We start from the raw sequence: 26,037 nt of genomic DNA, 5'->3' as shown, positions 1-26,037 counted from the left end.
AAGTAGTCAAATAAATGAGAGGATACTGGAATAAATTAACCTGTTGTGCTAATTGAAATTTTGTTTTGCTTTACAGATTGATTTAATTATAATCAACTGGTACGCGAGTACAACTTCATGAAATAAGACGCACAGTTAAAAACAATTTACCGTAATTGTTTTGGGGGCATCCTTATTTCATGAAGTTACCATTTGATATAAAAAATTACACAGGTATTACACAGGTAAAGATGAATTAGGGATTACTATATAATTTTATAGATACCGTGCTATAATTCTGACCAGTCTTGCAGGAAATTCATTTAAATCTGTTATATCCAGAAATCTTTCTTTCCCATAAATCCGGCAGATAACATCTTTGTCCTGCCCGATTGCAGCAGCCAGAAATTTAACTCCCTTACGTTCATATTCGGCTATTGTCTGCTGCATGTCCATAACTGCATACTCTCCGGTATATTTGTCCATTGCTTTGGGCCGACCGTCACTGATGCTGATCAACAATCTGGTGTGTTGAGTTAACTTATTTAATTTTTCTGCAATTATTCTAAGGGCCATTCCGTCCCTGTTATTACTTCTGGCGCTGATCCCCATGAGCCTGAACCTGTCGGCAGAATCCACCCGGTCAATACCGGCATATGCAAAAACCGACATTTGCTCCAATTTGGATGCATCAGCCGTGTCACCGTAAATCAATATGGGAATACGGCATGCCTGACAAAATTCATATACGGCCAGCACTGCACGTTTTGCCGCTTCAAGTCTCCCAAAAGCCGACATGGATGCGGATTCATCAATTCTGAGTCCTACTGCCAGGGACGGAACTTCGGTGGGAGGACGCTTTTTGGCAAAATACTTTAAATCCCGGTAGGCCAGACTGCCGGCCTGAAATTTGCTGCCATAATAGTGACTTCCCGAAAATTCAGAGGTGATTTCATATTCCAGCAAGGGAAGTGTTTTTCTCACAATCTCCGAAACAACAGGCATAAGCTCCTTGCTCAATTTAAAGTATTCCTGCTGATTCTCCGGGGTATAATCCGGACGGTGGACAATCAATTTTACCCCTTTATGAATGGAATTGGAAACAATCTCCCTTGCATCCTGATTCAATTTTCTGCGTATCTCTTTCTTCTCTTTTTCTTTTGAAATTTTCAGCATTATGTCGGGGTCTGCGGGATGATATCCGGGTAAGCCCTCCTCGCCTAAATCCGTGCTTTCCTCACCGTCCGATTCATTTGGAAAATCATCCGGGGTTTCAAAAGAGCTTTTTTCACTGTCGGCTGACTTCTTTAATAATATCCCGGTTTCATCCTTGTCGCCGTCGCCATGGTCAGCCTGCTTATGGTCTATTTGGTCCCAGGTACGTATCTCAAGTGCTTCAGAATTCAGTTTTTTTTTTATGGATTTATCCGCTTCCTCCAAATCTTCAAACAAGCCATCACTTTTAAGTGCTTCCTCCAAAAGTTTTATTTCTTCCGAATCTGTTGTTATTTTATAAATTACTTTGTAATAAAGTGATTCTCTGGCCGAAGCACCTCCGGCAACCGCATCCACCCAGTAAAAAAATGAACGCATACCGGCAACCCCCTTGATGGCATTGGCACGGGCTGTCCTGTCAAGAAGAATGATCACATCTGCCAGCATGTCCAGTATCTTCTGATTTCTATAATTTGTTTTGGCAGCAGCACGTTCTATCATGACTTCCTTTGCAGGCAAATCCATCTTTTCGGTGTGCTGTACCCTGTCCCGCAGTGCTTCATTCAAGGGCCTGCATCCTGCATAACCGCGGTTGGTCGTAATTACAGCTATGAAATCAGGATGTCTGCGAATTATTTCTGTAGGAAGATTTATACTTCCATCTGGCTCCAGGGCCGAGTTAAGCGCCATTAAAACAGCGGCGTCCCGAATGACGGTAGGCTCTTGTATTTCAAGCAGATAGCCCTTTTGGTAGGCCCTTACAATTTCCGACGGATAAAAACGGTACTCAATAACATCTCCCTCTGAATTTTCAGCAGCCAGTTTCAGTAATTGCTTCATTTTTAAAACAGCCTGCTCCCGGGTAACACCCAGCACATCCATCAATATTTCGGTTGAACTTTTGAAACCGTCATTTTCATATAATGCCTTTAAGGCTGTTTTATCCTGAGACTCCAGTTTTTCCAGCCTTTCAGCTGAAATAACCGGCAGGATGGCTCCAATAATATCGGATTTATCCATATCGGCAAAACATGTGACTTTTGTATAAGGCAAACCAAAATCGGCCGAAAGGGCTTTGGCCAGCTGAGTTTTGCCGGAACCTGCATCACCTTCCAGCAGGATGTTGGCAATTTTCATTTCACCCCGGTCCCAGTTCCGTTTTATCTCCCTGCAAATACGGAGCTCTTCCTCACTGACCTTGTGAGACCGAGGCTTCTTCCAGATCAATTCTTTTTCAACCTGTGTCAATTGCCTTGACGGAGACAAATAATATTCCCGATCAATGTATTCATATTCATATTTACATTCACTTTCTCTTATATTCAAAACACTTCCCCTTTCCAACTGCCCGTACTATAACTTTATTGGCAGCAGTTTAATTGATAATTACTTATTTAGTAAATTAGTAAATTACTAAATAAGTATAATACGTTTAATAAAGATATGTCAATTATTTTGAGAAAATGTTTTTATTGAGGATTTAAAGCTTGACAATTGACTTTTCAAGGCTTAAGAGTGATAATGTCTTTATATTTGGGACAACTTTCAATAAGAGGAATATAAATGTTCAAACTAAATGGCATCTACCGCCCTGTTACAGCCCAGCCCTTCTTAAGTGACAAAACATATATTGAACTGCAGCCCTGCAAAGCATTAAGCCCTTATGTCTGCTGTTTTTGGGGTACGCCGGAGCACTCTCCTGAGACTGCTTCCGCAGGGGAAAGGGATATCCTTGTAATACCTGATACCTGTATGGATATAGTCTTTTATGTAAATATGGATAAAAGTGAGGTCAATGCTCTATTTGCAGGGATAAGTGACAATACCTTCCAGGATAGGACACAGGCCGGCACAGCCTCGATTTCCTGCTTTGCCATAAGGTTTTACTGCTGGGCCGTACCGCTGTTTTCCCATGAGCCCATGAAACATGCCTTTAACTCCTTTGTGGATACCGATGTATACTTTAAAAATTTTAAACGTGATCTGCAGGATATATTAATGGATAATACATTAATTACAGACAGGGCCGCAAAGGTTGAACAATATCTCATTAAAAAACTGGACTCGAACAAACAGAATAATAATGTAATGAACGCTGTTTATAAAATATTGGAAGCCAAGGGCACACCGACTTCTGCTGAAATTTCCGGCTACACTGCTGTGGGCCAGAGACAGCTGGAAAGACTGTTTTTGGAATACGTGGGTGTTTCTCCCCAAAAGCTTTCAAAACTTGTCCGTTTCCAATACCTCTGGCATGATATTTTATTTGACGGAAATTTCAATATGCACGACAGTGTCTGCAAATATACATATTCAGATCAGTCACATTTGCTGAACGATTTCAAAAGATACCACACTCTTTCTCCCGGTGACGCAAGAACATTTGCATATAAAACAAGGTAATGTCGGATTTTTTCAATACAGACTCCCTTATTTTCTGTAAAATATTTATGAGGTGATATTTTATGAAAAAACTTTTATTAAAAGACTATTTGGAAATCAGATCATGGATATACCGCAATGCAAGGCAGATCGATCTGGCTGTATGGCGGTATTACTTTGAAAAAGGCAGCAAGGATGCGGTGCTGTCCGCTTTATCATTTTATCAGAATGAGGATGGAGGATTTGGACATGCTCTTGAAGCAGACAGCTGGAACCCAAATTCCTCTCCGTATACAACATTTTACGCAATCAAAATTTTAAAAGGCATTGGCTTTGACGACCAGCAGCATCCTGTAATGCGTGGAATATTCAAATACCTGGAAAGCAATGCTCACTGCTCTGATGACGGCTGGTACTTCAGTATTCCGTCAAATAATGATTTTGCCCACGCGCCCTGGTGGACCTGGGATACGGAAGCCAATGCCACTGAAAGTATAGGCTTGACCGCTGAAATAGTCAGCTTCATATTAATAAATGCCCATAAAAATTCGGAACTGTTTAATAAGGCACTGACCCTTTCGGAAAAAATTATCAGCAAGCTCGACACAGCAGATCAATATGGTGAAATGGGTCTTGGCGGGTATTGTGCATTGCTTGATGCCATAGAGCGGACAGGGTTAACAAATCGTTTTAACCACAGCCTGCTGTCCGAAAGAATAAAAAAGCTTGTACATAATATCATTGAAAGGGATACGTCAAAATGGGAATATCACACCCGGAGACCCTCGGATTACATACATTCACCCGAGAGCGTCTTTTATAAGGAAAACGAAGACATCGTACAAACAGAGCTTGACTATCTTATTGATACAAGACCGCAGAATGGTGTCTGGGATATTACCTGGAGCTGGTTTGAAAATAATGAAAAATACGCAAGGGAATTTTCAATTAGTGAAAACTGGTGGAAAGCAAGTGTGGCTGTTGAAAAACTAAACCACTTGAGGAATTTCAACAGGCTGTCCCAGGAAATCAATAACTGACTGGAATAAATGAAGCCTTTGCTGCTCAAATCGGCAGGAAACCGGTTTGAGCAGCAACCCGAAACAGGATGTTGAGTGTTTTGAGACATACCTTCATTTTTATATCAGGCTTATATATCTTTTAGTTTCAGGAGAACTGCCGAATTGAGAATAACGGCTACCGAACCGGCATTATGTACCAACGCACCGACAACTGGGTTAAGAATTCCGGTTATTGCAAGTATTACCGCAATAAAATTCAAACCCATGGAAAATGCCACATTCAATTTAATAGTTTTCATAGTCTTTTTCGATAATTTCAGCAGGTAGGGTATTCTCTGTATATCATCGCTTACCAGAGCAACATCGGCTGCCTCGACGGCAATGTCGCTCCCTATCCCTCCCATTGCCACTCCGACATAAGCTGTTTTTAGTGCCGGGGCATCATTTACTCCGTCACCAACCATACACACATATTCATTTCTCTTTTGACAGCTGATGATAGCATTCATTTTATCTTCAGGCAATTGCTGTGATTTTACATCGTGTATTCCGGTAAGCTTTGCCATATGATTTGCAGCATGCGAATTATCTCCGGTAAGCAATAAGGTGTTTACACCCAAGGAATGTATCCGTTCAACCATATTGCGGGCATCAGCTCTTAGTGTATCCGACAATGCGATAAAGCCGGCAGCTTCATTTTCAACACCTATATAGATAATTGTACAGCCATCGTTAACATAATCCTGTGTTGATTTTAGAATTTCACTTGATATGGAAACAGCTTTTTCTTCAAACAACTCCCTGTTGCCGGCAATAACATGCTTATTGTCCACAGTAGCACTTACCCCTCTGCCGGGCAGCAGCACAAAGTTCTGAGGTACAGGCAGTTCAGTCTTGTTTTTTGCATGGTTCAAAACTGCACGTCCCAGAGGATGTTCTGAGTATTGTTCCGATGAGGCGGCAATTTTTAAAAGTTCATCTTCTGTAATATTTTGAGAAAAACTTCTAACTGCCACCACTTCCGGCTTTCCATGTGTTATGGTTCCGGTTTTGTCAAAGGCAATACGTTTTATACCTGAGAGGCGTTCCAGTGCATCGCCTGTCCGGATCAGAATGCCAAACCTGGTGGCATTGCCAATTCCGGCCATGATGGCGGTGGGAGTTGCCAGGACCAGGGCACAGGGACAGAATACTACCAGGATCGTCACTGCCCGTATTATTTCTCCTGTCACAAGCCAGGTAATTATTGCGGAGGTCAGAGCAATTACAACGATCCACGTGGCCCATCTGTCAGTTAATGTTACAATCGGAGCCTTGTTTGCATCCGCCTGCTCAACCAGCCTGATCATACGCTGCAATGAGCTGTCTTCTCCTACCCTGGTGGCTTTCATTTCAAAGGTACCGAATTGATTGATTGTTCCGCTGGAGACATCATCACCGATGCCTTTGTCCACAGGAAGGCTTTCCCCTGTCATAACGGACTGATTGATGGAGGTTTGTCCCGAGGTGATAATTCCATCCACCGCCACGGTTTCCCCTGCAAGCACTCTCAAGGTGTCGCCTGCCTTTACCTGTTCGGACGGAACGACAGTTTCAATTCCGTCCCGTATGACCCGTGCTGTCCGCGGAGTAATTGCAATCAGCTTTTCTATACCTTCACGGGCTTTGCGGACAGTCCTGTCTTCCAATAAAGCTCCTATTGTCATGATAAAGGCAACTTCACCGGCAGCAAAAATTTCACCTATAAAAACTGAAGCAATCAACGCCATGGCAACCAGCACATCGGCTTTAATATCCAGTTCATAAACCAACCCCAAAAAAGCTTCCTTGATAATCGGAAATCCGCAAAGAACAATAGCTATCCAGGCCAAGTCAACCGGAATACTGCTTGATCTCACATTCAGAAAACTTAAAATGAGAGCTATGCCTGAGATTACGATAAAAATACCCGTCCTGTTTTCTTCCTCGGAAAACCACCCTTTTATTTTATTCATAATTTACCCCTTAACTCATCCTTGCGAAGTGCTCAACTGCCTTTGCAAATTCAGCTATGGTTTTGTCGGCATCACCATGTTCAATTCCATCCTTGACACAGTGCTGCAGATGTCCTTCCAGAACTACCTGACCCACCTTGTGCAGCGCACCCTTTGCAGCACCAATTTGAATCAGGATGTCTTCACAGGGAACATCTTTCTCAATCATTTCACTTATTGCATTAAGCTGTCCCTGTATTTTTTTAATCCTTGTCTTAAGATTTGGAATATCCATACATGCACGCATTGAAATACCTCCCAAGAATATATAATATATGATGTATACGTATACCCGTATGGGTATTATTATATTGATTAATGTTCATATAGTCAAGTGTTCATATGAACAAATTTAAAAAAGCAAATATATGCTTGTTTGCATGTTCGGCTGGAAAACAGCAAAATAAAATCCCCAAAGTCATCTTGAAAGACTTCGGGGATTTTATCAGCAAATATTAAAATATTGTTATTGACGGCTTAGTAGTTCTCTTTTCTCACTTCGAAAAAGCTTTGTGGATGTGCGCAAACAGGACAAACCTGGGGTGCTTTTTTGCCCATTACAAGATGACCGCAGTTCCTGCATTCCCACATGGTTTCTTCCGATTTTTCAAACACCTTCTGCATTTCTACATTCTTAAGGAGTGCACGATATCTTTCTTCATGAGCCTTCTCAACTTTTGCAACCATTCTGAACTGAGCTGCAAGTGCGGTAAAGCCTTCTTCCTCAGCATCCTTTGCAAAGCCTTCATACATATCGGTCCATTCGTAGTTTTCTCCTTCTGCGGCATGAAGCAAATTAGCTGCAGTATCTCCAAGCTCACCCAGGGCTTTGAACCATAATTTTGCATGTTCCTTTTCATTGTTGGCAGTTGCTTCAAAAATAGCTGCTATCTGCTCGTAGCCCTCTTTTTTTGCAACCGATGCAAAATATGTATACTTGTTCCTTGCCTGTGATTCGCCCGCAAAAGCTGCAGCCAGATTTTTTTCGGTTTTAGTTCCTTTGATGTTCATAAATATACTCTCCTTATTTTTATTATTTAATTTAAGCTCTTTTTGAGCTGTTTATTAGCTTTAATAAATTTCCGCATATCTGCCAAATCTTAATTCAGCCTACAGACGAGCAATTGCTCCTTTTACTTTAACCTATCCATTTTACATTTATCGCAAATGTATCTCAAATTTAATTCATAACTCAAAATTTCAATACCTGTCTGCTTTTCCATATATTCTTTCAGGTCAGAAACCGTTATGTCGGTTAGCTCCCCGCAATCCTGACAAATAAGATGTTCATGCGGATGCAGTGATTTGTCATATCTGTCGGGCGCATTCAGAATGCTTATGCGTCTTATTTCACCTGCTTCGGTCATAAGGCCCAGATTCCGGTAAACAGTGCCTACCGCTATGGATGGCTGCAGCTGCTTTGCCTTCATATATATCTCTTCGGCCTTCATATGTCCCTCTGAAGATTTGATAATATCTAAAATTAACATTCTATGCTTTTTCAAACTACCACCTACTTTTATTAAGAATAGGAATTATTCTTAATAAAGAATATAATATTTTTATTGTTTTGTCAAGACTTATTTAATAATTTTTTTTATATACAATAAACTAAAAATTACCCGGTTTTATCTTACCGATATTCCGAACAAGCTTTTCAACCGCAAAAGGTTTGCCGTGGGCGGGAAATATCCGGCGTACCTTATGTGAAATCAGCTCCTTGCGGAATAAATCCCAATCATAATCATAGCCGGTATCCACCATGACATAATTCCTTTGGATTTTTTATGAGGAAACAATTTGTTACACTTAGCTTTATCTGTATTATCTCCATAAAATTTCTATCCTTTTCCCACAACTGTTATAAACGCTCTATTGCTTATACTATGCCAATTCTCAAATTTTAAGCCGCATTTGTACATGAGCTTTTTCATTTCCTCAAGAACAGCTAAAGGATGGGGATAATGGTGAAATGAGTCGGTACACTCCAAAAGAACATTGCCTGTTGACCATAATAAGTAGAATCATAATGATCTGCCTGTTTATCAAAGGCAATTTTTGATTTTTCCTTGCTTGTTATTGATTTATTCATATATTAATCCCCCTGACCAGATTATTTAATACCTTCAGCTATCTTTTTCATAAGGCTTAGAAATAACTCGACCTCCTCATCACTTTCCAAGGTGCCCAGTATTTTATTCCACAAGCAGCAAAAAACCCGTCCTTTCAAACGGGCTTTTTGCGTACGGCAATCATATGGAGCTGTTACTGGTTGGTTGTCTGAGTGACAGCGGATGCACCTGAGCTCACATCAATGGAGTAGGAACCGCTTCCTCTGTAGGAAAGTATCCTGATCTTGTATGTTCCTGCCGTAGTCGGAGTATATTTGATAGTTTCCTGTCTGGTTGCTCCTTCGGAACTTGCTACCTGTGTACCGCCGGGATTGTACAGGAATATATCGAAATCCTGGGAAGATGTCCAGTCGGGCTGTATTAATGTAATAGCTACCGGATACTTTGTGTCGGGTATGGCAATTGTAAATTCATCATATTTATTTGTACCTGCAAGAGAATCAGCTTTATACAGGTGTATAGGAACCTCTATTCCGGTACCCGTAAAGCTGCCTGCTGCCTTAATAGCTGCATAGCTGTCCAGTCTGCCATAGCCGTAATCCAAATCCTGTCCTGCCGTTCCCCAGTCCTGTGCCGTGCCTGTTATATAGGCTACAACCTGAGCGGGTGTCAGATCAGGGTTGGCATCAAGAATTAATGCCGCAGTTCCGGAGGTGAATGGTGTGGCCATGCTTGTCCCGCTGTATGCCACATACTGATTTGTTGAATTGGCCTTTGCCGAAGTGATATTGACACCCGGAGCACTTATATCGGGTTTAAGTCTGCCGTCGGCGGTAAGCCCTCTGCTGGAGAAATCAGCCAGGAAAAACCCTTTCTCACCCAAATCTCCGAATGCCGCAACTGTCAATGCCTTTGATGCCGCTCCCGGAGAACCGACGGTAGCCTTTCTCGGTCCGGAATTTCCAGCTGCGACTACAGGTACGATTCCTGCATTAAAGGCATTGTTAATTGCCAGGGATGTGGAATCGGTACCGTCGGAGCTTCCCGATGTCCCGAGACTTAAACTTATAATCCTTATGTTGTATGTAGCTTTATTGGCTACAGCCCAATCGATAGCTGCCGTAACATTGCTCATGGTTCCGTTTCCGCCTGAATCAAGGACCTTCAGCCCAATAAGAGCAGCCCCCGGAGCTACGCCCTTGTAATTGGCATTGCCGTCACCGGCGCCTGCAACTGTGGCCGCAACATGGCTTCCATGGCCGTTGTCGTCATAGGGGGTTGTTTTATTTCCGACCCAGTCCTTCCATGCTATAACCTTACCGCCATCCAGGTCTACATGGTTTCCATCAATACCTGTGTCGATGACTGCAACTACAATGTCATTCTTTGTATACGTTGTCGGAGCACCGTCATGATCTCCGTCTATGCCTGCAAAGTCTGCTCTTGCCTTGCTGACGCCAAACCAGTTGGAGGCTGTATCAATTGTGGCATGTACCTCTTCATCATATTCCACCTGCTTGACCAGGTCGGACTTTTCCAGCTTGCTGATTTGATTTTTGGTCAGGTTTAATGCAGCTCCGGGTATAATTTCAAATTTGTGTTTGATTTCCGGATTTCCAAGCAGCTTTTCTATAGATGCGAATTCATCATCAGTGAGTTTTTTATTGAATACGACTGTAACAGGAACTTCATCACTGTCTTTTGCTTCGTTAATCTTCTTTTCCAGATTTACGAACAGTTTACTGTTTGGACTTTTTGTGATTTCATAGGTTGGTTTCTCAACCTGGAAAACCTCTGTTGAAGGTTTGGCAAATACCAATGATTGTGTCCCTATTAATATAATTGTAAGTGAAAAAACAATAAAGGATTTTAAAATTCTGTTTTTCTTCATAGATATATCTCCTCTCGACTCTTATGTCTGGTTTTTTAAGTAATTTAACAAACTGTGAAATTAAAACTACAGTTTGGATACGTTTGGAGACCTGATTTTGTTCATAGTTTCACCCGCCTTTTTTTATCAGCATGCCAAAAGACACGCTGCCAATAATGCAATAATCCAATACATACTTGCATTTTTTGCATCATATATAAAAACAGGATGGTGTTTTGCCGGAATTCATTACTGACGAATAAGCTTATTCAGACCTGTCGGATAACTGCGTCCAAAAGATCTTTCCTTTGAAAACTCTACACAGCATTGTGTAAAGGATAGTCGTACTCAATTGAGTTTGACTGAGAGAGAAAATGAATGAGCATGCTTTATTATTCATTTTTAATAATATAACATATATGTAAATATATGTCAATAGTAAAAAGTAAATTTATGGAAAAGATTGATATGAAACAAAGATAACGTAAATAAAATGTTATTTGGAAAGAGCAGGTTTCTTATTTAATACGAAAAAAACAGCTATGCTTGCAAACAAGGCCAGACATCCGCCCAAGACAAATGGGGCGGCCTGACCTGCAGCATCCCACAAAAAACCCGCGATGAGAGAAGCCGGTAACAGCCCTATCCCCACAATTGCGGAATGAAGTCCCAATGCGCTGCCTTTCAATTGCGGAGGGGTCATTTCTGCAATCAACGCTCTTTCGCCCCCCGCAGTGAGCGCCGTATACACGCCATATATGGCAAATAGTCCCCAAAAAGCAAAATTCGAACTTGATAAACCGATTCCAAGATATACCACTGCATAAAAGAAATATCCCGCACACAAGGTATATTTGCGCCCGATTTTATCCGACAGCTTTCCAACAGGATATGATAAAAGTGACGCAATAAAATTATATAGAAAATACAAAAGAATGGCCTCACGTTCAGAAAATCCGGCATTATAAGCTCTGAGCAGGATGAAGGAGTTTGATGAATTTCCAAGGGTAAATATGAAAATAATGACTAAAAACATCTTTAATCTTGTATCAAGAGATTTCCACTTAAAATCCAGCTTTTTAACTTCCGTTGCTTTTTTGCCGTTTCTGACAAAAAGCACACATAAGGGCCCTATCAGAGCCGGAACCATTGAAATAATAAAAATATTGCGGAAATTACTTTCATCAGAAGATACCATCAAGAAAAATGCAAGCAGTATACCGACAGAAGCCCCTAACATATCAAAAGCCTTATGTAATCCGTATGCTTTGCCAAAGTTGCTGTTTTCGGCAGACTCGGCAATCAGCGCATCCCTGGGTGCTGTCCGTATTCCTTTTCCAAAGCGGTCTATAATGCGTGCGATAAAAATTCCGCCCCATGAGGCAGACATCAAAATAATGAATTTGTTGAAAAAAGAGGCCAGGTAACCCATAAAGGCTAATTGCTTCTTGTTATTGTACTTATCGGCAATCATCCCCGAAAACAGTTTCAATATGCTGGCCAGGCTTTCAGCAATACCCTCAATTACACCAATAATGGCAGGTGACGCACCCAGAACAGTACTTAAATACAATGGCAATATCGGATAAACCATTTCGGTGCTTATATCTGTAAAAAAACTGACCAGACCCAACAAAACAATATTTGATATAAAGAGCTTTTTCTGCGCCTTCTTCCGGGACATAATACTCACCCATTCTTCATTTACTATTTTTATCTACTATTTTCATATGCTATTTTTCATCAAGCCAAAAAATTTTGAAGGTCAATTTTTCAAGGCCGCGCTGACGCTTATAACTTACCCGTAAGTTTGCATCAGCAGGTAAAAAAATATCTTCCTCCAACTCAGGCAATAATTCGCGTATATTTGTACCATTGTCTTTCAGTTTCTCTATTGCCTGTCCTATCTGTAATAGAACTTCCGGAACTAGGGCTTTTGTGTCGGTTGCTACTCTAAATAGTTCCATCTGGTTTAAATAGTCAGTTGAAACGCCGGTGCCCAACCAGTCTAGTAATGCGCTTTTGCTGAATCTCCATTCACGGCCTATCTTTCTTGCCGGAATCCGTTCTTCCCGCAGCAACTTAATCATGGTTCGTTCGCTAACACCGAAGAGCTCCATTGCCTGTTCAAGATTTAGAATGTCATTTTCCATAAGCATCCTCCTTTACTATTACTTTTTTATTATTACACATAAGCGACATTTAATCAACCTATAATATAAATATAGTATTACTTTAACTGCAATAAACAACAATTCTCTTTTACAACAACAAACAAGGGTTTCATTTTATGTAAACCAATCATATCATGTAGTATATATCTTGCAATGAATCCAATATCTATAAATTGCATAAAACGGGAGGCATTTTATGTTGACTGAAATGGAGTATGTGAAACAGTCCATTGAAACAAATCTTTTCTTCCTGCGAATTATAAAAGAACATTTGATATTTGCAGGCGCAGCTTTTACATTAAAGGATGCAAACCTTGTACCGACTCTGATAGAAATGAAAAACAAGTTTGAAGGAGCAAGGGACACTGGGAATTTTGGAATGTAAGATCAGATCCATCATACTTCCTCTGCTCAGTGATCATGTATTAAGGGAAGCCAATCATTATTTAAGGGAGCTGCGAGAATTCAAAGTATAAACACAAATATGATTTTTATTGTATAAAAGTTCATGGTTTTACTAAACATAAACAATATAAAAAACTATTTGGAGGGAATCATATGCAATTAGCCGCACATGAGGCACACGACTTACATGAGCTTACTTTAAGCTGTGTGAACTCTATTACAAATATGGCACTTTTTATGAACCAGGTAAAAGATCCTCAGCTTAAATCACTGATACAAAAGCATTTTCCCTATCATGTGAAGGACTATAATACAAAAGTTGAGTATTTAAGCAGGACAAACGGCGCAAAAACAGGGCTCCCTGTGCCTGAGATAACAAATATCATCCAGAATTATACCCAGTCTGCTACCAATGCGAAATCCGTAACTCCAAGGACAGATGTACAGCAGCTGGATGATCGTGAGATTGCCACAGCATATCTTTTAACACTAAAGAGAGCTGGACGCGAATACGCATGGGCAGCTATGGAAGCCAGTAATCCTGAAATACGCACATTTCTTGAGGATGCTTTCAGAATGAGTTCACGCCATGCTTACGATGTCTGGCAATGGATGGTTACAAAAGGATATTATCCCTTGGAAGCTGCCCCGGCAGAGACCTTAGGCACTATTGCAAGTATGTACAAAACTGTACCCGAGTCGGGTGCAACCCTGCAATAGAGTACTCATCCTCTATTTCTCCTTATATGAACTAAAAAATCACCGGGAAGTCATTACCATCCGCTTTGTGTGAAAATTATAAAATGAAAGTAGACAAGGATTATAACCTTGCCTGCTTTTTTACTATGTTCTGCTCTCCTGCATATATTCTCATGGCTGATATCAGCACCGCTTGATTTTATTCATAGAAGCTCCTATAAAAACATCATACAGTCAACATAGCAGTCATTAAACTCCTTTGAAGCCGAAAGTTCTATATACCGTATTTTTTTGCTGATAATTACCGCGTCTGAAAGGCTTTCCGACGATAATAAAGCTTCAATTGCACCCTGTCCGGCGGCATTTCCAACCGATTGTATTTTTCCCTGCAGTTCTGCCGGAATAAGCCCTATTCGAATTGCACTGCCGGTATTTATATAAGTGCCGAAACCGCCGGCGAGGTAGACATTTTTAATATCCTCGAAGCTGATGCCCGCTTGCCTTACCAGTATATGAATTCCGGCAGCAATTGCCGCCTTTGCGTTTTGAAGCTCACGTATATCTTTTTGCGATATTGCGATATCCCCCTCAAGCACAAAAACATTCATACCCTCAATTGTCGTTATATTTTCAGCCAGACCTGCCAGCTGTTCCGAATCCGGTTCCCACCCGGTATCCAGCCTCCCTGTTTCATCTATTATGCCTGCTTTGAGCAATTGGGCAACGCCGTCAACTATACCGGTACCGCAAATTCCAACGGGCCTGGCATTCCCGATTGTGGTGTACCTTACCCCCGCTTCAAATGTAATGCTGTTAATTGCCCCGCTTACACTGCCCATGCCATTTCTGATATTGGCTCCTTCAAATGCAGGACCTGCCGCCGAAGCACAGGCGTAAAGTCCGTCCCTGTTTCCAAGTACTATTTCTCCGTTTGTACCTATATCAATCATAAGAGACATCTCCGCCTGCCGGTACATTCCGGTTGAAAGCACAGCTCCTACGGTATCCGCACCAATGTAGGCCGAAACCGAAGGAAGTATGCACGCAATTCCAAATGGATTGATATCAAAATTCAATTCTTTTGCATTTATTTTAAGAACTGAGGTTACGGCGGGTATGAATGGAGCGGCAGCAATATTTTTTGCCGGCACCTTGAGCAGAAAATGTATCATTGTGGTGTTTCCTGCAAAAGTTACCGCATATACATCCTTGTTTGATATGCCGGCTTCCTGGCACAACTCTTTTATACAGTCGTTCAGTTTTCCGGTAATTAGCAAGTGCAGTTCCTCCAGCCCTTTATCATTATCGTTGGTATGCTTGATTCTTGAAATAACATCTGCACCGAAGGTTTTTTGAGGATTCAGGAATGAACGTACGCCCACCCTTTTACTGCTGTTCATATCCAATAAATATACTGCTGCCGTGGTGGTCCCGATATCCACTGCCACACCATAGAGAGCTTTGGCCGTATTGCCCGCTTCAGCCCCCAGCAGCCGGTTTCCTGATTTTATTAGTGTTATCACGTAATTATTCTGCCTGATCAGACCCGGAAGAACTCTTATGAGTTCCAGACTTGAACCGTCTGCATCCAAGCCGCCCAAAATCCGTTCAAAATCGGCGGTCTGATCTGACAAAGAGGGCTTTTCAAGCGTTCGGACCTCTTTTGTTACCAAGGGCGATAATGTTATCTGCCGCTGCCTGCCCTCAACTACTATTTGTGCCTGAGCCCCGGTATCCCGGAGGATTATTTCCATATCTGCTCCAACCTTACAGCCGCAGGAAAACCTGTACCCCTCCTCCACGGCCTTAATTCCAAGTATTTTCATCTCATTTTGAGAGGCAGCGGGAAGAATTCCAGATGAAATTTTCACCTTGCATTTACCGCAGGTACCATTGCCATTGCAAGCAGAATCAACCTCTATATTTGACTTTCTAAGGAGTTCAAGCAAATTTTGATCGTTTTCTGCCGGTAGCTCATATGACTTTTTATCTGTTTTAATTATAACCTTTGGCATTTTTCCTCCTAGTATTATACTCGTATTTATTGTCCCTCCGCAGGCCTTCCGTTAAATACCTGTGACCTTGCACCGGCCTTACTTTATTATTCTGTCATCATAGGCCGGGCTTATGGATGAATTTGGCGGAACAACAAGCACTTCATCGCTGTTAAACTCACCGTTAATGATTCTTTCCATCAAAGAGGGGCTGCCGGCAATCTCTATAAAATCCCACTTGAAAAAATCTGCCGATTTTTTTGTAAAGTCTCTATAATAGTCGTTATTATTAAAACAGTCCCAGGAAATGAACCCGGCACTTTTGTACTCTTTCATCCAGTTTTGTTCCATTTTCATTAGAAACTCTGCATTATCCTCACCATATCTCTCGGTATAATCCTTTAAAATAGCATTATATTTAATTTCTCCGGGCTGCCAGCCCCTCTCGATCCAGCCTGAAGAAAACCAGTAGGTTCCGGGATATTTTTCAAAATAGCTTTTATATTTTTCCTTCGAGCCAATAAATAAGGTTATACAATCATGTGCTCTGGGTACCACAATGGGAATTTTACTGCTTGTAAGCCCCACTATCCCATTGCTGCATAAGCCATAGCCTAAAATAATGTAATCATAATGAGGACATGTATTGTAGTAATTATAAGGAAAGCCTTCATTGGCCCTGTCAATCTGAGCCTGAACCATTTCCCTCAGTCTGTCAGGAGTATCATGCAAACCCTGATGCAAAAAGGTTATATCTACATAATGTTTTGACTTGCCGGCCAGGTATGAAATTTCTCTATTTAATACGTCACAGGCTATTACTTTTAGCTTTAACATATTGTTTTTCACCTTTAAGTTATTTTTATATCTCAAATAATATCAAACTTTGACTTCATAGTGTAGGATTTATTTTTATAAAATTATAATTTAAGTATGAATATGATGCAAAAGTACAATACAATCCGTGAACCTGGCTATTATTTTCGGCAGAAGCGTTGTCCATCTTATTTTCCGACTCCGGTTTACGTTTCGGTCATTATGCCACCGTTGACGTGAAGTACCTGTCCTGTGACGAAGGAGGAATCCTCCGACGCCAGATAAACATAGGTCGGTGCAAGCTCAAAAGGCTGCCCGGCGCGTTTCATCGGCGTTTCCAAACCAAACGTTTTTACATATTCGGCAGAATAGCTGGATACAATAAATGGGGTCCAAATGGGTCCCGGTGCTACAGCATTGACCCGGATACCCTTTCCAACCAATTGGAGTGATAATGAACGGGTGAATGATACAATGGCACCTTTTGTTGATGAATAATCGACCAGCAAAGGGGCACCTGCATAAGCTGTTACCGATGCTGTGGATATAATGGAGCTCCCCGGCTTGAGGTAAGGAAGAGCAGCCTTGGTCATGTAGAAATGCGGAAAAATGTTGGTTCTGTATGTATTTTCGAGTTGTTCGTCAGATATGTCCAATATGCTTTCCTGAGGAAACTGGACACCCTGGTTCAATACAAGCACATCGAGCTTTCCATACATGGCCAGCGTCCTTGTTACCGCTTCTTTTGAAAAAGCGGGCTGGCGCAAATCGCCTTCAATAAGCAGGCAGCTTCGCCCGTAGTCCTCCACCATCTTCCTGGTGGCTTCGGCATCTGTGCGTTCATATAAATAAACAATTGCCAAATCCGCCCCTTCTTTGGCAAAACCGATTGCTGCGGCACGGCCAATACCGCTGTCGCCTCCGGTAATGATGGCGATTTTCCCTGCCAGTTTTCCGCTGCCCTTGTATTCAGGATTGTCGGATATTGGAACCGGATTCATCAAATACTCTAAACCGGGCTGGGTGTCCTGATGCTGAGGCGGAAAAGTGATGGGCACCTTTTTACAGCGCGTCTCATAACTATAATATGGATACATCGGGATCATGGTAAATCCTCCTTTTCAATTTTTATGACCTTGGAATGATCTTCTGTTCGGGAGTGGTTAAGACATTGTAAATTGCGAATTCTGATTTTAGCTCTCACACAAAAGTCTAAAGTATTTTATGCAAACTTTTGTTCTATTGTTACTTATTTATGCTATTTGGGAAAGTGAATTTGATAGCAAAAAACATCTTATCCGCAAAATCAGCGGAAAAGATGTTTTTTATCAATACACGGCTAAATCTTAATCCTGTCTCAATGCAATTATCGGATTTAGACGGGATGCCCTGTATGCCGGAAATATTCCAAATATTAATCCAACCAGTACAGCAAATCCAAAGGAAATACTCACTACATTAAATGAATATGCAAAGTTAAATCCCAGAAGACCTGCCGATTTTCCCAGTCCCAGACCGGCCGCAATCCCGATAAAGCCGCCCAGAAGGCTCAGTACAAGAGCTTCAATTAAAAATTGTATCAGTATATTTCCTTTTGTTGCTCCTAGAGACTTTCTAATACCTATTTCCTTTGTTCGTTCAGTAACTGATACGAGCATTACATTCATTACACCTATACCGCCTACTATAAGAGAAATACTTGCAATTCCGCCAAGAAGCAGTGTCAATGTATTCTGAATTGATGACAAACTGTCCAGCATGGATTGCTGTGTGGATACCTCGATGTCGTCACTTGCGGCATTCAAATTGGACTTAAGGTAATTCTCTATAGAAAACTGTGCCAAACTCACATTATTCTCATCAGCAGCTTTTATATAAAGTGAGGTTATATCATCTGTCCCAGTAATGTATTTTGAAGTGGTTATGGGCATCAACACCATATTATCCGCATTTGTGCCCATTGAAGAACCCTGGCTTTCCAGTTCACCGATTACTGTGTAATTGTCACCTGCTATTTTGACAGTTTTACCGACAGGACTTGAATATCCGAAAAATGTCTGGCTCAATTCAGACCCGATAACACATACTTTATTCTTATTATCCAGGTCTATAAAGGAAATTCCTCTGCCATAGGAAAGCTTGTAACTCCTTATTCCCAGATAATTTTCATCTACTCCCAGAACAGATACCATGCCTGCAGTCGTGGTTCCGCTGGAAACATTTCCGTTGACACTTGTATAAGGTGCTACGCTTTCAACACCGGAGAGCTTATTAATATCTCCAACCCTGTCATATTTAAGTTTATCCCCGGTATTAATTCTGACAGTAAGGACATTTGTACCCAGTGAGGATACCTGCGATGTAACATTTTGGGTTGATCCGGTTCCTATACCTACAAGAACAATAACGGAAGATATACCTATGATCAGTCCCAGCATTGTAAGAGCTGATCTTAATTTACTGCTCCTGATATTTTTAAAAGCCAGCTTGATTGTCCTAACAAACAACATATTTATCACCTCGTTTCATCTATAAGCTGACCATCAATAATACTTACGCTTCTCTTCACCTGTTTTGCGATTTTAGGGTCATGTGTTATGAGCACGATTGTCTGTCCGCGCCCATTCAGCTCATTTAATATTTCCATTATTTCCAGTCCGGTTTTCTGATCCAACGCTCCGGTCGGCTCATCGGCAAGTATTATCTGAGGTTCACAGACCAGAGCCCTGGCAATTGCAACACGCTGCTGCTGTCCTCCTGAAAGTTCCTTGGGAGTGTGCTTCTCTCTTCCCTTCAACCCTACCTTATCAAGATAGTTATATGCTATTTCCTTTGATTGCTTTGCCGAAAAACCCCTGTACATTAAAGGCACCTCTACATTTTCAACTGCATTTAATTTAGATAAAAGGTTGAAATTCTGAAAAACAAAACCTATTTTCTTATTTCTGATATGTGCCAGCTCTAAATCAGTTGAATTATTTATATCTATTCCATCAAGAAAATAATCACCGTCATCTGGTACATCCAGACAGCCTAATATATTCATTAATGTTGATTTTCCAGAACCCGAAGGCCCCACTATTGAAACGAATTCGCCTTTATCCATATTAAACGTTACCTTATTCAATGCCTTCACTTCTGTATCACCCATCTGGTAAGTTTTAGTTATTTCCTTCATTTTAATCATTCATGTTCACTCCTTAAGTTATCTGCATCTGAAGTACGGATAAAATTATTAATCAATTATCTTAATTTTGAGGCCTTGCCATATTGCCTCCGCTCATTGAACGGCTGCCGCTGCCATTCCCATTACGGCCCTGCATTCCTCCATTTGTGTTAAACATACCGCCTTCAATGCCACCGAAACCAGACATCATTCTGGTACTGCTGCTTGACTGAACTGTATATTGAATTACATCACCTTCAGATAATCCGCTTACTATTTGAACATAAGCCTGGTTGGCAAGTCCAAGCGTTACCGGGACGGATGAAGCACTTCCATCGCTGTTTACCAGCATTACAGACGCATTATCCCCTGACCCCCTTACTGCTTCTATTGGAACGGCAACCGCTCCTGTCACACTTTTAACCGTTATATCCACAGCAGCCGACATACCTATTTTAATGTTGGTTGTCTTATCAAGTTTTATTGATATCTGAAATTTTGAGCCGCCATTGTCATAGGTTCCTGTTTCAGAAATGCTTGTAACTTTTCCTGAATATTTTGTATCTGGAAATGCATTAATTGTAATATCTGCGCTCTGACCCACCTTAATATTATTCAAGTCAGTTTCGTCCACAGACAAGTTTGTTACGAGGTTGTCGGTACTCATAATGACAATGCTGTCAGTAGCTTTTGATGCATTCTGCTGATTGCTTTCGGTGTCATCGGCAATGGTAACTTTAACGATTACTCCATTAAAAGGTGCAGTTATGGCAGTTTCATCCGTATATGTTAAAAGTACTGCTCCCTTTTTTACAGCCTGTCCTTCAACAGCTTTAACTGTATCTACTGTCTTATCTGAATCGGCCTCCAATGTTTCCTCATCACCTGACACTATCTCACCCGAACCTGTAACAGATTGTTTAATATCCTGTGTATCAACCGTTAATGTCCTTGTTTGAGCCGAAGTTTGTCCGGCAGCTGTTTTGTTGTTTTTTGCGTTTACAATACCCGGAACCGTCAATACTCCCGCAATAATTACTGCTAATAAAACAGCAATGGAGATTAATACCTTTTTACCTTTTTTATTTCTTGATTTCACACTCATCATTTACTCCTTTCATGGCCTGCCGCTTCGATTGCGGACTTAATTCAAAGTTTAGTCCAGTTGTTTTTATCTTAACTACAAATGTAATTATAAGTGCAAAACCTTAATGAAACTTTAAATAAACCTTAAGCAAACAATAAAAATTGTTACAAATTTTTGAACATATTTGAACATAAAAATAACGTATAAAAATTTAAATACGTTATCTTTAATGCTGCTTATTTTTACCCTTTGGATAATTTTATAGTAAATATGCTCCCCCTGGGCTTATTATGTGTGACTTTTATTGTGCCTCCATGCCTGCCCACAATCCAGTCCGCAATCGACAGCCCCAGACCCATACCTCCCCTTTCCCTGCTGCGTGCCTTATCCTCTCTGAAAAAACGGTCAAATATTTTATCAATATTCTCATCGCTTATGCCCATACCCGTGTCTGAAACCGTTATTACGGCTTTATTGTCCTTGATATTGGTATCTACTGATATCTTGTCCTTTTCATCGGTATACTTGAGTGCATTGTCCAAAAGAATAACCAGAAGCTGGTGTATCCGGCTTTTATCTGCATTGATATTCATCGGACAATGTAGATTGACTTCCAAAACCTTATTCTGGCTTTCAGCCAAATCCCTATAGGGCTGACAGACTGTTTCAACCAGAGCATCCAGTGAAAACAGATCTTTGTGTATCTCGGTCATCGTAGAATCAGATCTTGCCAGTGTCAGCATATCTGTGATCAGCCTGGAAAGCCAGGAGGTTTCATCCAAAGCAATAGCTATACTCTCCGATCTGTCAATTATTTTATCCTCCGGTGAAGTCAGAAGTAATTCCAGTGAGTTCTGAATTATGGTAAGGGGTGTTCTTAATTCATGTGACACATTCTCAACAAACTCCACCTGCCTGCTCCAGGACTTTTTTACAGGTTTCATGGTTATTTGAGATAAAATCAGACTTGCCAAAATGGACATTATGCTGAAGATAATTACACCAACAATCAGAATAAACGAAGTATGCTGCAGCAAATTCCTCTCGCCATCTGAATTTATTACCAGCTGCATATACAGTTCTTCACCGGCATCGGTCCCGACATTGGTAGTAATACTTCTAAAATAGTATTGATCTCTTATACTTATGGAAACAATACGGTTCAGTTTTTCTTTATCAAATTCTATATACTTCAGGTATTGATCATAATATGAGTCGTTTACACTCCCGAAATTTATGATGCTGCCGTCCCTGGCTCTTAAAATAGGTATTATTCTGGGACTTCTTATGTTTATTGCCGCATTGCCCCTTGGTCTCAAGCCTTCGTCAGGTCTTTTCAAATTAAAATTCTGATCCAGTACAAAACTTTTTATGGTACCAAGTGAGTTGTATAATTCAGAATCCAGCTTTGTATAAACTGATTCCCTTATCTGGGTGAAAATGATCAATCCAAACGAAATAAAGATAATTGTAAAGGCAATTAAATTATATTTCATGTTTTGCAGCTGCTGCCTTCGGATTATATTGTGTTCATTCATTCTCTTCTCCGCTGTCAGTAATCATATAACCAATTCCCCGCACTGTTTTAATATATTTATCATACCCGCTGCTTTTCAAAATTCTGCGGATATTGCTGGTATACACATCAACAACGGTCATTGTCGTGTCTGAATCAAAGCCCCATATCCTGTCAAATATCTGTTTTTTAGTTAGAATAGTATTTTTATTGCTTACGAGATATTCCAGAACTTCAAACTGCTTTCCCTGAAAAGCCAGTTCTTCATTCCCGACCCGTGCAGTTCTGTTGCTGAGATTTAAAGTCAGTCCCTTAAAACTTAGAATATGTTCCTTCAATGCTCCTTTGGAGCGTCTCATTAATGACTCAATCCTTACTAAAAGTTCCTGCCGGTGAAAGGGTTTGACAAGATAATCATCAGCTCCCAGCTTGAAGCCTTTCACCTTGTCATCAATTCCATCCTTTGCAGTCAGCATGATAACAGGCGTTTTAATTCCCTTGTCCCTTAAGGCAGCCAGGACGTTGTAGCCATCCCTTTTGGGCATCATAACATCCAGAATCACCACATCATATATATTCTGTTCTGCCAGATACAGCCCCTCTTCACCGTCAAATGCCTGCTCATACTCAAAGGTACCGCCTATATTACTGCAAATTGCATTTGAAAGTAGCTTATCATCCTCAATCACAAGTGCACGCATAAATTATTCTCCAAATAAGTTTAGTATGCGTTTTTCAGAGGAAAACATTCATTTACTGCTATTAATGCCCTCCCGGGACTGAATGAAATCTACTCTATAACAAAGCACAGATTACTTTGCCTCGTCCTGCCTCAATTTCCCCAGAGCACCTCCGGGATGCCATTTGATATATTGCTTTGGTGTAATATTTTTTTTATTTTGCAGCATTATACTGAGGCCCTGCAGGACAATAATTTCAGCAATTATTGATGCTCTGGGGGCCCTGTTCAGGGAATCCCCCTCGTTAACAACCCCCGCAAACAGAAAAACATCCGAATTTTCAGCCAGCCAGGAATTTTTTTGTCCCGTTACACCTATAATCTTAGCTCCGTTGCTTTTTAGTGTCGAAACCGTCGCTTTCAGCTCTGCGGTTTCTCCGCTGTTTGATATGGCTATTACGACATCTCCGTCCATTACCTGGCCCGATGAGCCGTGAACGGCCTCAGTACCGTGCAGTTCGTAAGCAGGTGTTCCCGTGGAAGACAGCAGGGATGCAATGTAGCCGGCAACATGCCCTGGCTTGCCAATCCCGGTAATATGAACCCTTTTTCCCGCCTCTTCGGCAGCCCCTATCAAGCTGACGGCAGCCTCGTAAAAGTCATCGCCTATTTTATCTATTAAATCTTCCGTCTCGTTTATAACGGTCGATAAGAAATCCTTCAATACGTCCTTTTCATTCATAGCTGTTCCCGCCTTTGTTATAAATTATTTTTATGAGCTTCCATCAAAGCAAGCACTTCTGCCCTGAAGGGAAGTGACGGCTGTGCACCCATTCTGGATACGGTGATTGTTGCAGTATAGCTTGCAAACAAAATTGCTTCTTCCTCAACCATATCCGAGCATATTGCCGTACAGAACGCTCCGATAAATGAATCTCCCGCTGCAGTGGGATCCTTGACCTCCACAATATCAATACACGGCTGGTATATGAATTTTTCTGCATTTATCAGTGCCGCTCCGTTACTTCCCAGAGTGATGATTACATTTTTGACGCCTTTTTTTAAAAGTACTTCAGCAGCAGTCTTTATCGCTTCAGTATCCACACCGCTTTTCGAAGTGTTTACTTTAATTCCCGTAAGATCGGCGGCTTCATGTTCATTAGGGGATATATATGTCAATTTTTTCAGGAGGGAACCGCTTAATGGAGCCGAAGGAGCGGAGTTCAGCATGATGGGAACATTCTTTTCATAAGCCATATCCGCAACTGCCTCATTAACTTCCATAGGAATTTCCAGTTGAAGCATCACCATATCATAATTTCCTATCTCATCCCTCAGAAATTCCACGTCTTCTGTTGTAAGTGCCATATTGGCACCCGGTATCAGCAGAATCCTGTTTTTTGATTTCTGCCCCTCCTTCAATTCCAGCATTATATTTCCTACACCCGTCGGTGCGTTCGGGTCCCTGATAACATGTCTTATATCTATACCGGCTTTGCCGGCTGAACCAATCAGCATTTCACCGAAAATATCCTTCCCTACCTTTCCCACCATTGTTACATCTGCTCCCAGCAAAGCCGCCTGTACTGCCTGATTTGCTCCCTTTCCTCCGGGTGCTGTGCTAAAATCAATACCTATTGTGGTCTCTCCTTCATTGGGCAGCCTTCCGGTGGTTGAAATAAGATCCATAATAAAGCTCCCGACTATGAGCAGCTTGGGCTTGTTTTCCATAAATTTGCTCCTTTCTCCGTACAGTTTCTGCAATCGATTCTACAAGGATCAGACTTTTAACTGCCCAGGATTGTCATGGGCAAAAACCTTTTTAAAGCTTTTTTCATTGAAGCTGTTGATGTCGGGCAAAGGAAGCCTGTCTTTCACCTGGGGCACAGGTATCTGTTTTTTATGAGGCTCGGCCTGGTACCAGTATGCCGTTGATGATATGTCATCACTGCGGTGGTTGTTGTGTCCGTGTTCAATAGTCACTTTTATGCTTTTCCTGAATACGATGGGGTCCAGAATATGATACCTGTAAGTGGATATTTTTCCGCCCCAGTTTGGACCTCCTCCCATGATCAGCCCGTGATACGGGGTGCATATTTCCTGCTGGGGACACCATGCCGTGTTGAAATAGTCTTCTGTTCCTGTCCCGTGAAGTGACGGCGGCCATTTCTCCCCGTCAATGAAAATCATATCGTCTCCCTCGCCATACCAGTTCCACTCCTTTGTAAACCTCAGGTTATGCACATTAAAATTGCAGCCCACATAGTGTCCTTCTCCTTCTGCATCAAGAATTACATAGTTCCCTTCCCCGGTGGTATTTTTACCGCCGAATTCAAACTCCGCGTTATCCATATCCCTGTCCGTAACTCCGTCGGTGGGACATAGTCTTGACCAATGGGCGTGGAACCTCAAATCATTGGTTTTTATTTCACATTCCTCGTAATCCACATAGAAATAAAACTTTATGGCGTTATTTGCGTCACTTGTTATTTCTATTCTGGCCTCACTTTCAAAGGGCATGGGGAAAAAACAGTTAAAGGCTTTTCCGTCTTCCGGACTCATCATAAGATATTCGGAGGTAAAATTCCTTGTTATACCGTGCCCCATTCCGAAAAAGTCACCTATGGGAGCCTCTATACTTGGATTTTCCTCTTTGTCCCAGTATGCCCTGATCACAATTTTGCGCGGCAGGAACTCCTCTTCGGCCACTTCCATTCCGTCTGTAGCCATAGTCATCCAGATATGTCTTATATAACCCGAACCTTTTACATTAAATATTTCAGTTGACGTACCCGGCAGCAGAGTGTAGTAATCCTTGTTCCCGCCTGTTCTGTCATAGCTTGAAATTCTTCTGGTGGTACCGTTTTTCTTCTGACAAATACTTAAACTTCTGTTATCGTTAAGCATAGAATCCTCCATTATTTACTA

General features: G+C 41.3%; 24 protein-coding genes and 1 pseudogene. 4 read left to right on the top strand and 21 right to left on the bottom strand.

Going from position 1 to position 26,037, the window contains the following annotated elements; translation table 11 throughout:
• Window positions 1-255: 255 nt before the first annotated feature.
• Window positions 256-2,520 (bottom strand): AAA family ATPase, encoded by a 2,265-nt coding sequence (locus T344_RS0104485; protein ID WP_084331114.1) that lies wholly within the window; start codon window positions 2,518-2,520, stop codon window positions 256-258.
• Window positions 2,521-2,757: 237 nt separating this feature from the next.
• Between T344_RS0104485 and T344_RS0104480 the strand changes: the two genes are divergently transcribed.
• Together T344_RS0104480 and T344_RS0104475 are read left to right on the top strand one after the other, a co-directional pair.
• Entirely contained in the window at window positions 2,758-3,597 is an 840-nt protein-coding gene (locus T344_RS0104480; protein WP_027627712.1) for a helix-turn-helix domain-containing protein, read from the top strand.
• A 62-nt stretch (window positions 3,598-3,659) separates the two neighbouring features.
• Window positions 3,660-4,616: a hypothetical protein gene (locus T344_RS0104475; RefSeq protein ID WP_027627711.1), complete on the top strand. Its 957-nt coding sequence runs from the start codon at window positions 3,660-3,662 to the stop codon at window positions 4,614-4,616.
• Window positions 4,617-4,726: 110 nt separating this feature from the next.
• Here the strand turns inward: T344_RS0104475 and T344_RS0104470 are convergent, their stop codons facing one another.
• The 9 genes from T344_RS0104470 to T344_RS0104425 all read right to left on the bottom strand — a co-directional run bounded on the left by T344_RS0104470 (window position 4,727) and on the right by T344_RS0104425 (window position 12,726).
• Complete coding sequence (locus T344_RS0104470) at window positions 4,727-6,592, bottom strand: heavy metal translocating P-type ATPase (RefSeq protein ID WP_027627710.1); 1,866 nt, start codon at window positions 6,590-6,592, stop codon at window positions 4,727-4,729.
• Window positions 6,593-6,602: 10 nt separating this feature from the next.
• Window positions 6,603-6,878, bottom strand: coding sequence for a metal-sensing transcriptional repressor (locus tag T344_RS0104465; RefSeq protein ID WP_004623898.1), 276 nt, complete (start codon window positions 6,876-6,878; stop codon window positions 6,603-6,605).
• 230 nt (window positions 6,879-7,108) lie between these two features.
• A complete protein-coding gene (gene rbr / locus T344_RS0104460; protein WP_027627709.1) occupies window positions 7,109-7,642 on the bottom strand; it encodes a rubrerythrin in 534 nt (177 codons plus the stop codon).
• A gap of 122 nt (window positions 7,643-7,764) precedes the next feature.
• Complete coding sequence (locus T344_RS0104455) at window positions 7,765-8,136, bottom strand: Fur family transcriptional regulator (RefSeq protein ID WP_027627708.1); 372 nt, start codon at window positions 8,134-8,136, stop codon at window positions 7,765-7,767.
• A 106-nt stretch (window positions 8,137-8,242) separates the two neighbouring features.
• Window positions 8,243-8,395 (bottom strand): hypothetical protein, encoded by a 153-nt coding sequence (locus tag T344_RS31350; protein WP_207641820.1) that lies wholly within the window; start codon window positions 8,393-8,395, stop codon window positions 8,243-8,245.
• A gap of 184 nt (window positions 8,396-8,579) precedes the next feature.
• Window positions 8,580-8,723, bottom strand: a complete 144-nt coding sequence (locus tag T344_RS30930; RefSeq protein ID WP_154669418.1) for a hypothetical protein — start codon at window positions 8,721-8,723, stop codon at window positions 8,580-8,582.
• A 173-nt stretch (window positions 8,724-8,896) separates the two neighbouring features.
• Window positions 8,897-10,594: a S8 family serine peptidase gene (locus T344_RS0104440; protein WP_027627707.1), complete on the bottom strand. Its 1,698-nt coding sequence runs from the start codon at window positions 10,592-10,594 to the stop codon at window positions 8,897-8,899.
• Window positions 10,595-11,069: 475 nt separating this feature from the next.
• On the bottom strand, window positions 11,070-12,257 hold the full coding sequence (locus tag T344_RS0104430; protein ID WP_207641819.1) for an MFS transporter: 1,188 nt from the start codon (window positions 12,255-12,257) through the stop codon (window positions 11,070-11,072).
• 49 nt (window positions 12,258-12,306) lie between these two features.
• Entirely contained in the window at window positions 12,307-12,726 is a 420-nt protein-coding gene (locus T344_RS0104425; protein ID WP_027627705.1) for a helix-turn-helix domain-containing protein, read from the bottom strand.
• A gap of 217 nt (window positions 12,727-12,943) precedes the next feature.
• Between T344_RS0104425 and T344_RS31490 the strand changes: the two are divergent.
• Both T344_RS31490 and T344_RS0104415 read left to right on the top strand, forming a co-directional pair.
• Window positions 12,944-13,223 (top strand): annotated as a pseudogene (locus T344_RS31490) (DUF2935 domain-containing protein).
• Between the two features lie 82 nt (window positions 13,224-13,305).
• Window positions 13,306-13,872 (top strand): spore coat protein, encoded by a 567-nt coding sequence (locus T344_RS0104415; protein ID WP_027627703.1) that lies wholly within the window; start codon window positions 13,306-13,308, stop codon window positions 13,870-13,872.
• A 194-nt stretch (window positions 13,873-14,066) separates the two neighbouring features.
• Here the strand turns inward: T344_RS0104415 and T344_RS0104410 are convergent, their stop codons facing one another.
• From T344_RS0104410 to T344_RS0104360, 11 genes are all read right to left on the bottom strand, one after another.
• Window positions 14,067-15,866 (bottom strand): ASKHA domain-containing protein, encoded by a 1,800-nt coding sequence (locus T344_RS0104410; RefSeq protein ID WP_027627702.1) that lies wholly within the window; start codon window positions 15,864-15,866, stop codon window positions 14,067-14,069.
• Between the two features lie 78 nt (window positions 15,867-15,944).
• Window positions 15,945-16,682, bottom strand: coding sequence for a DUF1638 domain-containing protein (locus tag T344_RS0104405; RefSeq protein ID WP_027627701.1), 738 nt, complete (start codon window positions 16,680-16,682; stop codon window positions 15,945-15,947).
• 185 nt (window positions 16,683-16,867) lie between these two features.
• Window positions 16,868-17,767: an SDR family oxidoreductase gene (locus T344_RS0104400; protein ID WP_027627700.1), complete on the bottom strand. Its 900-nt coding sequence runs from the start codon at window positions 17,765-17,767 to the stop codon at window positions 16,868-16,870.
• Between the two features lie 240 nt (window positions 17,768-18,007).
• The gene (locus tag T344_RS0104395) at window positions 18,008-19,171 is read right to left on the bottom strand and encodes an ABC transporter permease (RefSeq protein ID WP_027627699.1); all 1,164 of its coding nucleotides are present in this window, start codon (window positions 19,169-19,171) and stop codon (window positions 18,008-18,010) included.
• 5 nt (window positions 19,172-19,176) lie between these two features.
• Window positions 19,177-19,848: an ABC transporter ATP-binding protein gene (locus T344_RS0104390; RefSeq protein ID WP_027627698.1), complete on the bottom strand. Its 672-nt coding sequence runs from the start codon at window positions 19,846-19,848 to the stop codon at window positions 19,177-19,179.
• 61 nt (window positions 19,849-19,909) lie between these two features.
• Window positions 19,910-20,932 carry an efflux RND transporter periplasmic adaptor subunit gene (locus tag T344_RS0104385; protein ID WP_027627697.1) on the bottom strand — a complete coding sequence of 341 codons (1,023 nt, stop codon included), beginning with the start codon at window positions 20,930-20,932 and terminating at the stop codon, window positions 19,910-19,912.
• 224 nt (window positions 20,933-21,156) lie between these two features.
• Window positions 21,157-22,452, bottom strand: coding sequence for a sensor histidine kinase (locus tag T344_RS0104380; RefSeq protein WP_027627696.1), 1,296 nt, complete (start codon window positions 22,450-22,452; stop codon window positions 21,157-21,159).
• Window positions 22,445-23,131, bottom strand: coding sequence for a response regulator transcription factor (locus T344_RS0104375; protein WP_027627695.1), 687 nt, complete (start codon window positions 23,129-23,131; stop codon window positions 22,445-22,447). The genes T344_RS0104380 and T344_RS0104375 overlap by 8 nt, the downstream gene beginning before the upstream one ends.
• A gap of 111 nt (window positions 23,132-23,242) precedes the next feature.
• Entirely contained in the window at window positions 23,243-23,851 is a 609-nt protein-coding gene (locus T344_RS0104370; RefSeq protein WP_027627694.1) for a KpsF/GutQ family sugar-phosphate isomerase, read from the bottom strand.
• A gap of 17 nt (window positions 23,852-23,868) precedes the next feature.
• Entirely contained in the window at window positions 23,869-24,840 is a 972-nt protein-coding gene (locus T344_RS0104365; protein ID WP_027627693.1) for a ribokinase, read from the bottom strand.
• A gap of 48 nt (window positions 24,841-24,888) precedes the next feature.
• Complete coding sequence (locus T344_RS0104360) at window positions 24,889-26,016, bottom strand: glycoside hydrolase family 172 protein (RefSeq protein WP_027627692.1); 1,128 nt, start codon at window positions 26,014-26,016, stop codon at window positions 24,889-24,891.
• Window positions 26,017-26,037: the final 21 nt, after the last annotated feature.

Source organism: Ruminiclostridium cellobioparum DSM 1351 = ATCC 15832, from assembly GCF_000621505.1.
GTDB classification, from domain to species: domain Bacteria; phylum Bacillota; class Clostridia; order Acetivibrionales; family DSM-1351; genus Ruminiclostridium; species Ruminiclostridium cellobioparum.
The sequence above is the reverse complement of the archived record's forward strand: the minus strand, read 5'-3'. Positions and strand labels throughout refer to the sequence as shown.

Excerpts from the sequence above, each read along its gene's own strand:
- T344_RS0104480 (WP_027627712.1), top strand. The coding sequence starts at position 2,758 with ATGTTCAAACTAAATGGCATCTACCGCCCTGTTACAGCCCAGCCCTTC.
- T344_RS0104475 (WP_027627711.1), top strand. The coding sequence starts at position 3,660 with ATGAAAAAACTTTTATTAAAAGACTATTTGGAAATCAGATCATGGATA.
- T344_RS0104470 (WP_027627710.1), bottom strand. The coding sequence starts at position 6,592 with ATGAATAAAATAAAAGGGTGGTTTTCCGAGGAAGAAAACAGGACGGGT.
- T344_RS0104465 (WP_004623898.1), bottom strand. The coding sequence starts at position 6,878 with ATGCGTGCATGTATGGATATTCCAAATCTTAAGACAAGGATTAAAAAA.
- rbr (WP_027627709.1), bottom strand. The coding sequence starts at position 7,642 with ATGAACATCAAAGGAACTAAAACCGAAAAAAATCTGGCTGCAGCTTTT.
- T344_RS31350 (WP_207641820.1), bottom strand. The coding sequence starts at position 8,395 with ATGGTGGATACCGGCTATGATTATGATTGGGATTTATTCCGCAAGGAG.
- T344_RS30930 (WP_154669418.1), bottom strand. The coding sequence starts at position 8,723 with ATGAATAAATCAATAACAAGCAAGGAAAAATCAAAAATTGCCTTTGAT.
- T344_RS0104440 (WP_027627707.1), bottom strand. The coding sequence starts at position 10,594 with ATGAAGAAAAACAGAATTTTAAAATCCTTTATTGTTTTTTCACTTACA.
- T344_RS0104430 (WP_207641819.1), bottom strand. The coding sequence starts at position 12,257 with ATGTCCCGGAAGAAGGCGCAGAAAAAGCTCTTTATATCAAATATTGTT.
- T344_RS0104425 (WP_027627705.1), bottom strand. The coding sequence starts at position 12,726 with ATGGAAAATGACATTCTAAATCTTGAACAGGCAATGGAGCTCTTCGGT.
- T344_RS0104415 (WP_027627703.1), top strand. The coding sequence starts at position 13,306 with ATGCAATTAGCCGCACATGAGGCACACGACTTACATGAGCTTACTTTA.
- T344_RS0104410 (WP_027627702.1), bottom strand. The coding sequence starts at position 15,866 with ATGCCAAAGGTTATAATTAAAACAGATAAAAAGTCATATGAGCTACCG.
- T344_RS0104405 (WP_027627701.1), bottom strand. The coding sequence starts at position 16,682 with ATGTTAAAGCTAAAAGTAATAGCCTGTGACGTATTAAATAGAGAAATT.
- T344_RS0104400 (WP_027627700.1), bottom strand. The coding sequence starts at position 17,767 with ATGATCCCGATGTATCCATATTATAGTTATGAGACGCGCTGTAAAAAG.
- T344_RS0104395 (WP_027627699.1), bottom strand. The coding sequence starts at position 19,171 with ATGTTGTTTGTTAGGACAATCAAGCTGGCTTTTAAAAATATCAGGAGC.
- T344_RS0104390 (WP_027627698.1), bottom strand. The coding sequence starts at position 19,848 with ATGATTAAAATGAAGGAAATAACTAAAACTTACCAGATGGGTGATACA.
- T344_RS0104385 (WP_027627697.1), bottom strand. The coding sequence starts at position 20,932 with ATGAGTGTGAAATCAAGAAATAAAAAAGGTAAAAAGGTATTAATCTCC.
- T344_RS0104380 (WP_027627696.1), bottom strand. The coding sequence starts at position 22,452 with ATGAATGAACACAATATAATCCGAAGGCAGCAGCTGCAAAACATGAAA.
- T344_RS0104375 (WP_027627695.1), bottom strand. The coding sequence starts at position 23,131 with ATGCGTGCACTTGTGATTGAGGATGATAAGCTACTTTCAAATGCAATT.
- T344_RS0104370 (WP_027627694.1), bottom strand. The coding sequence starts at position 23,851 with ATGAATGAAAAGGACGTATTGAAGGATTTCTTATCGACCGTTATAAAC.
- T344_RS0104365 (WP_027627693.1), bottom strand. The coding sequence starts at position 24,840 with ATGGAAAACAAGCCCAAGCTGCTCATAGTCGGGAGCTTTATTATGGAT.
- T344_RS0104360 (WP_027627692.1), bottom strand. The coding sequence starts at position 26,016 with ATGCTTAACGATAACAGAAGTTTAAGTATTTGTCAGAAGAAAAACGGT.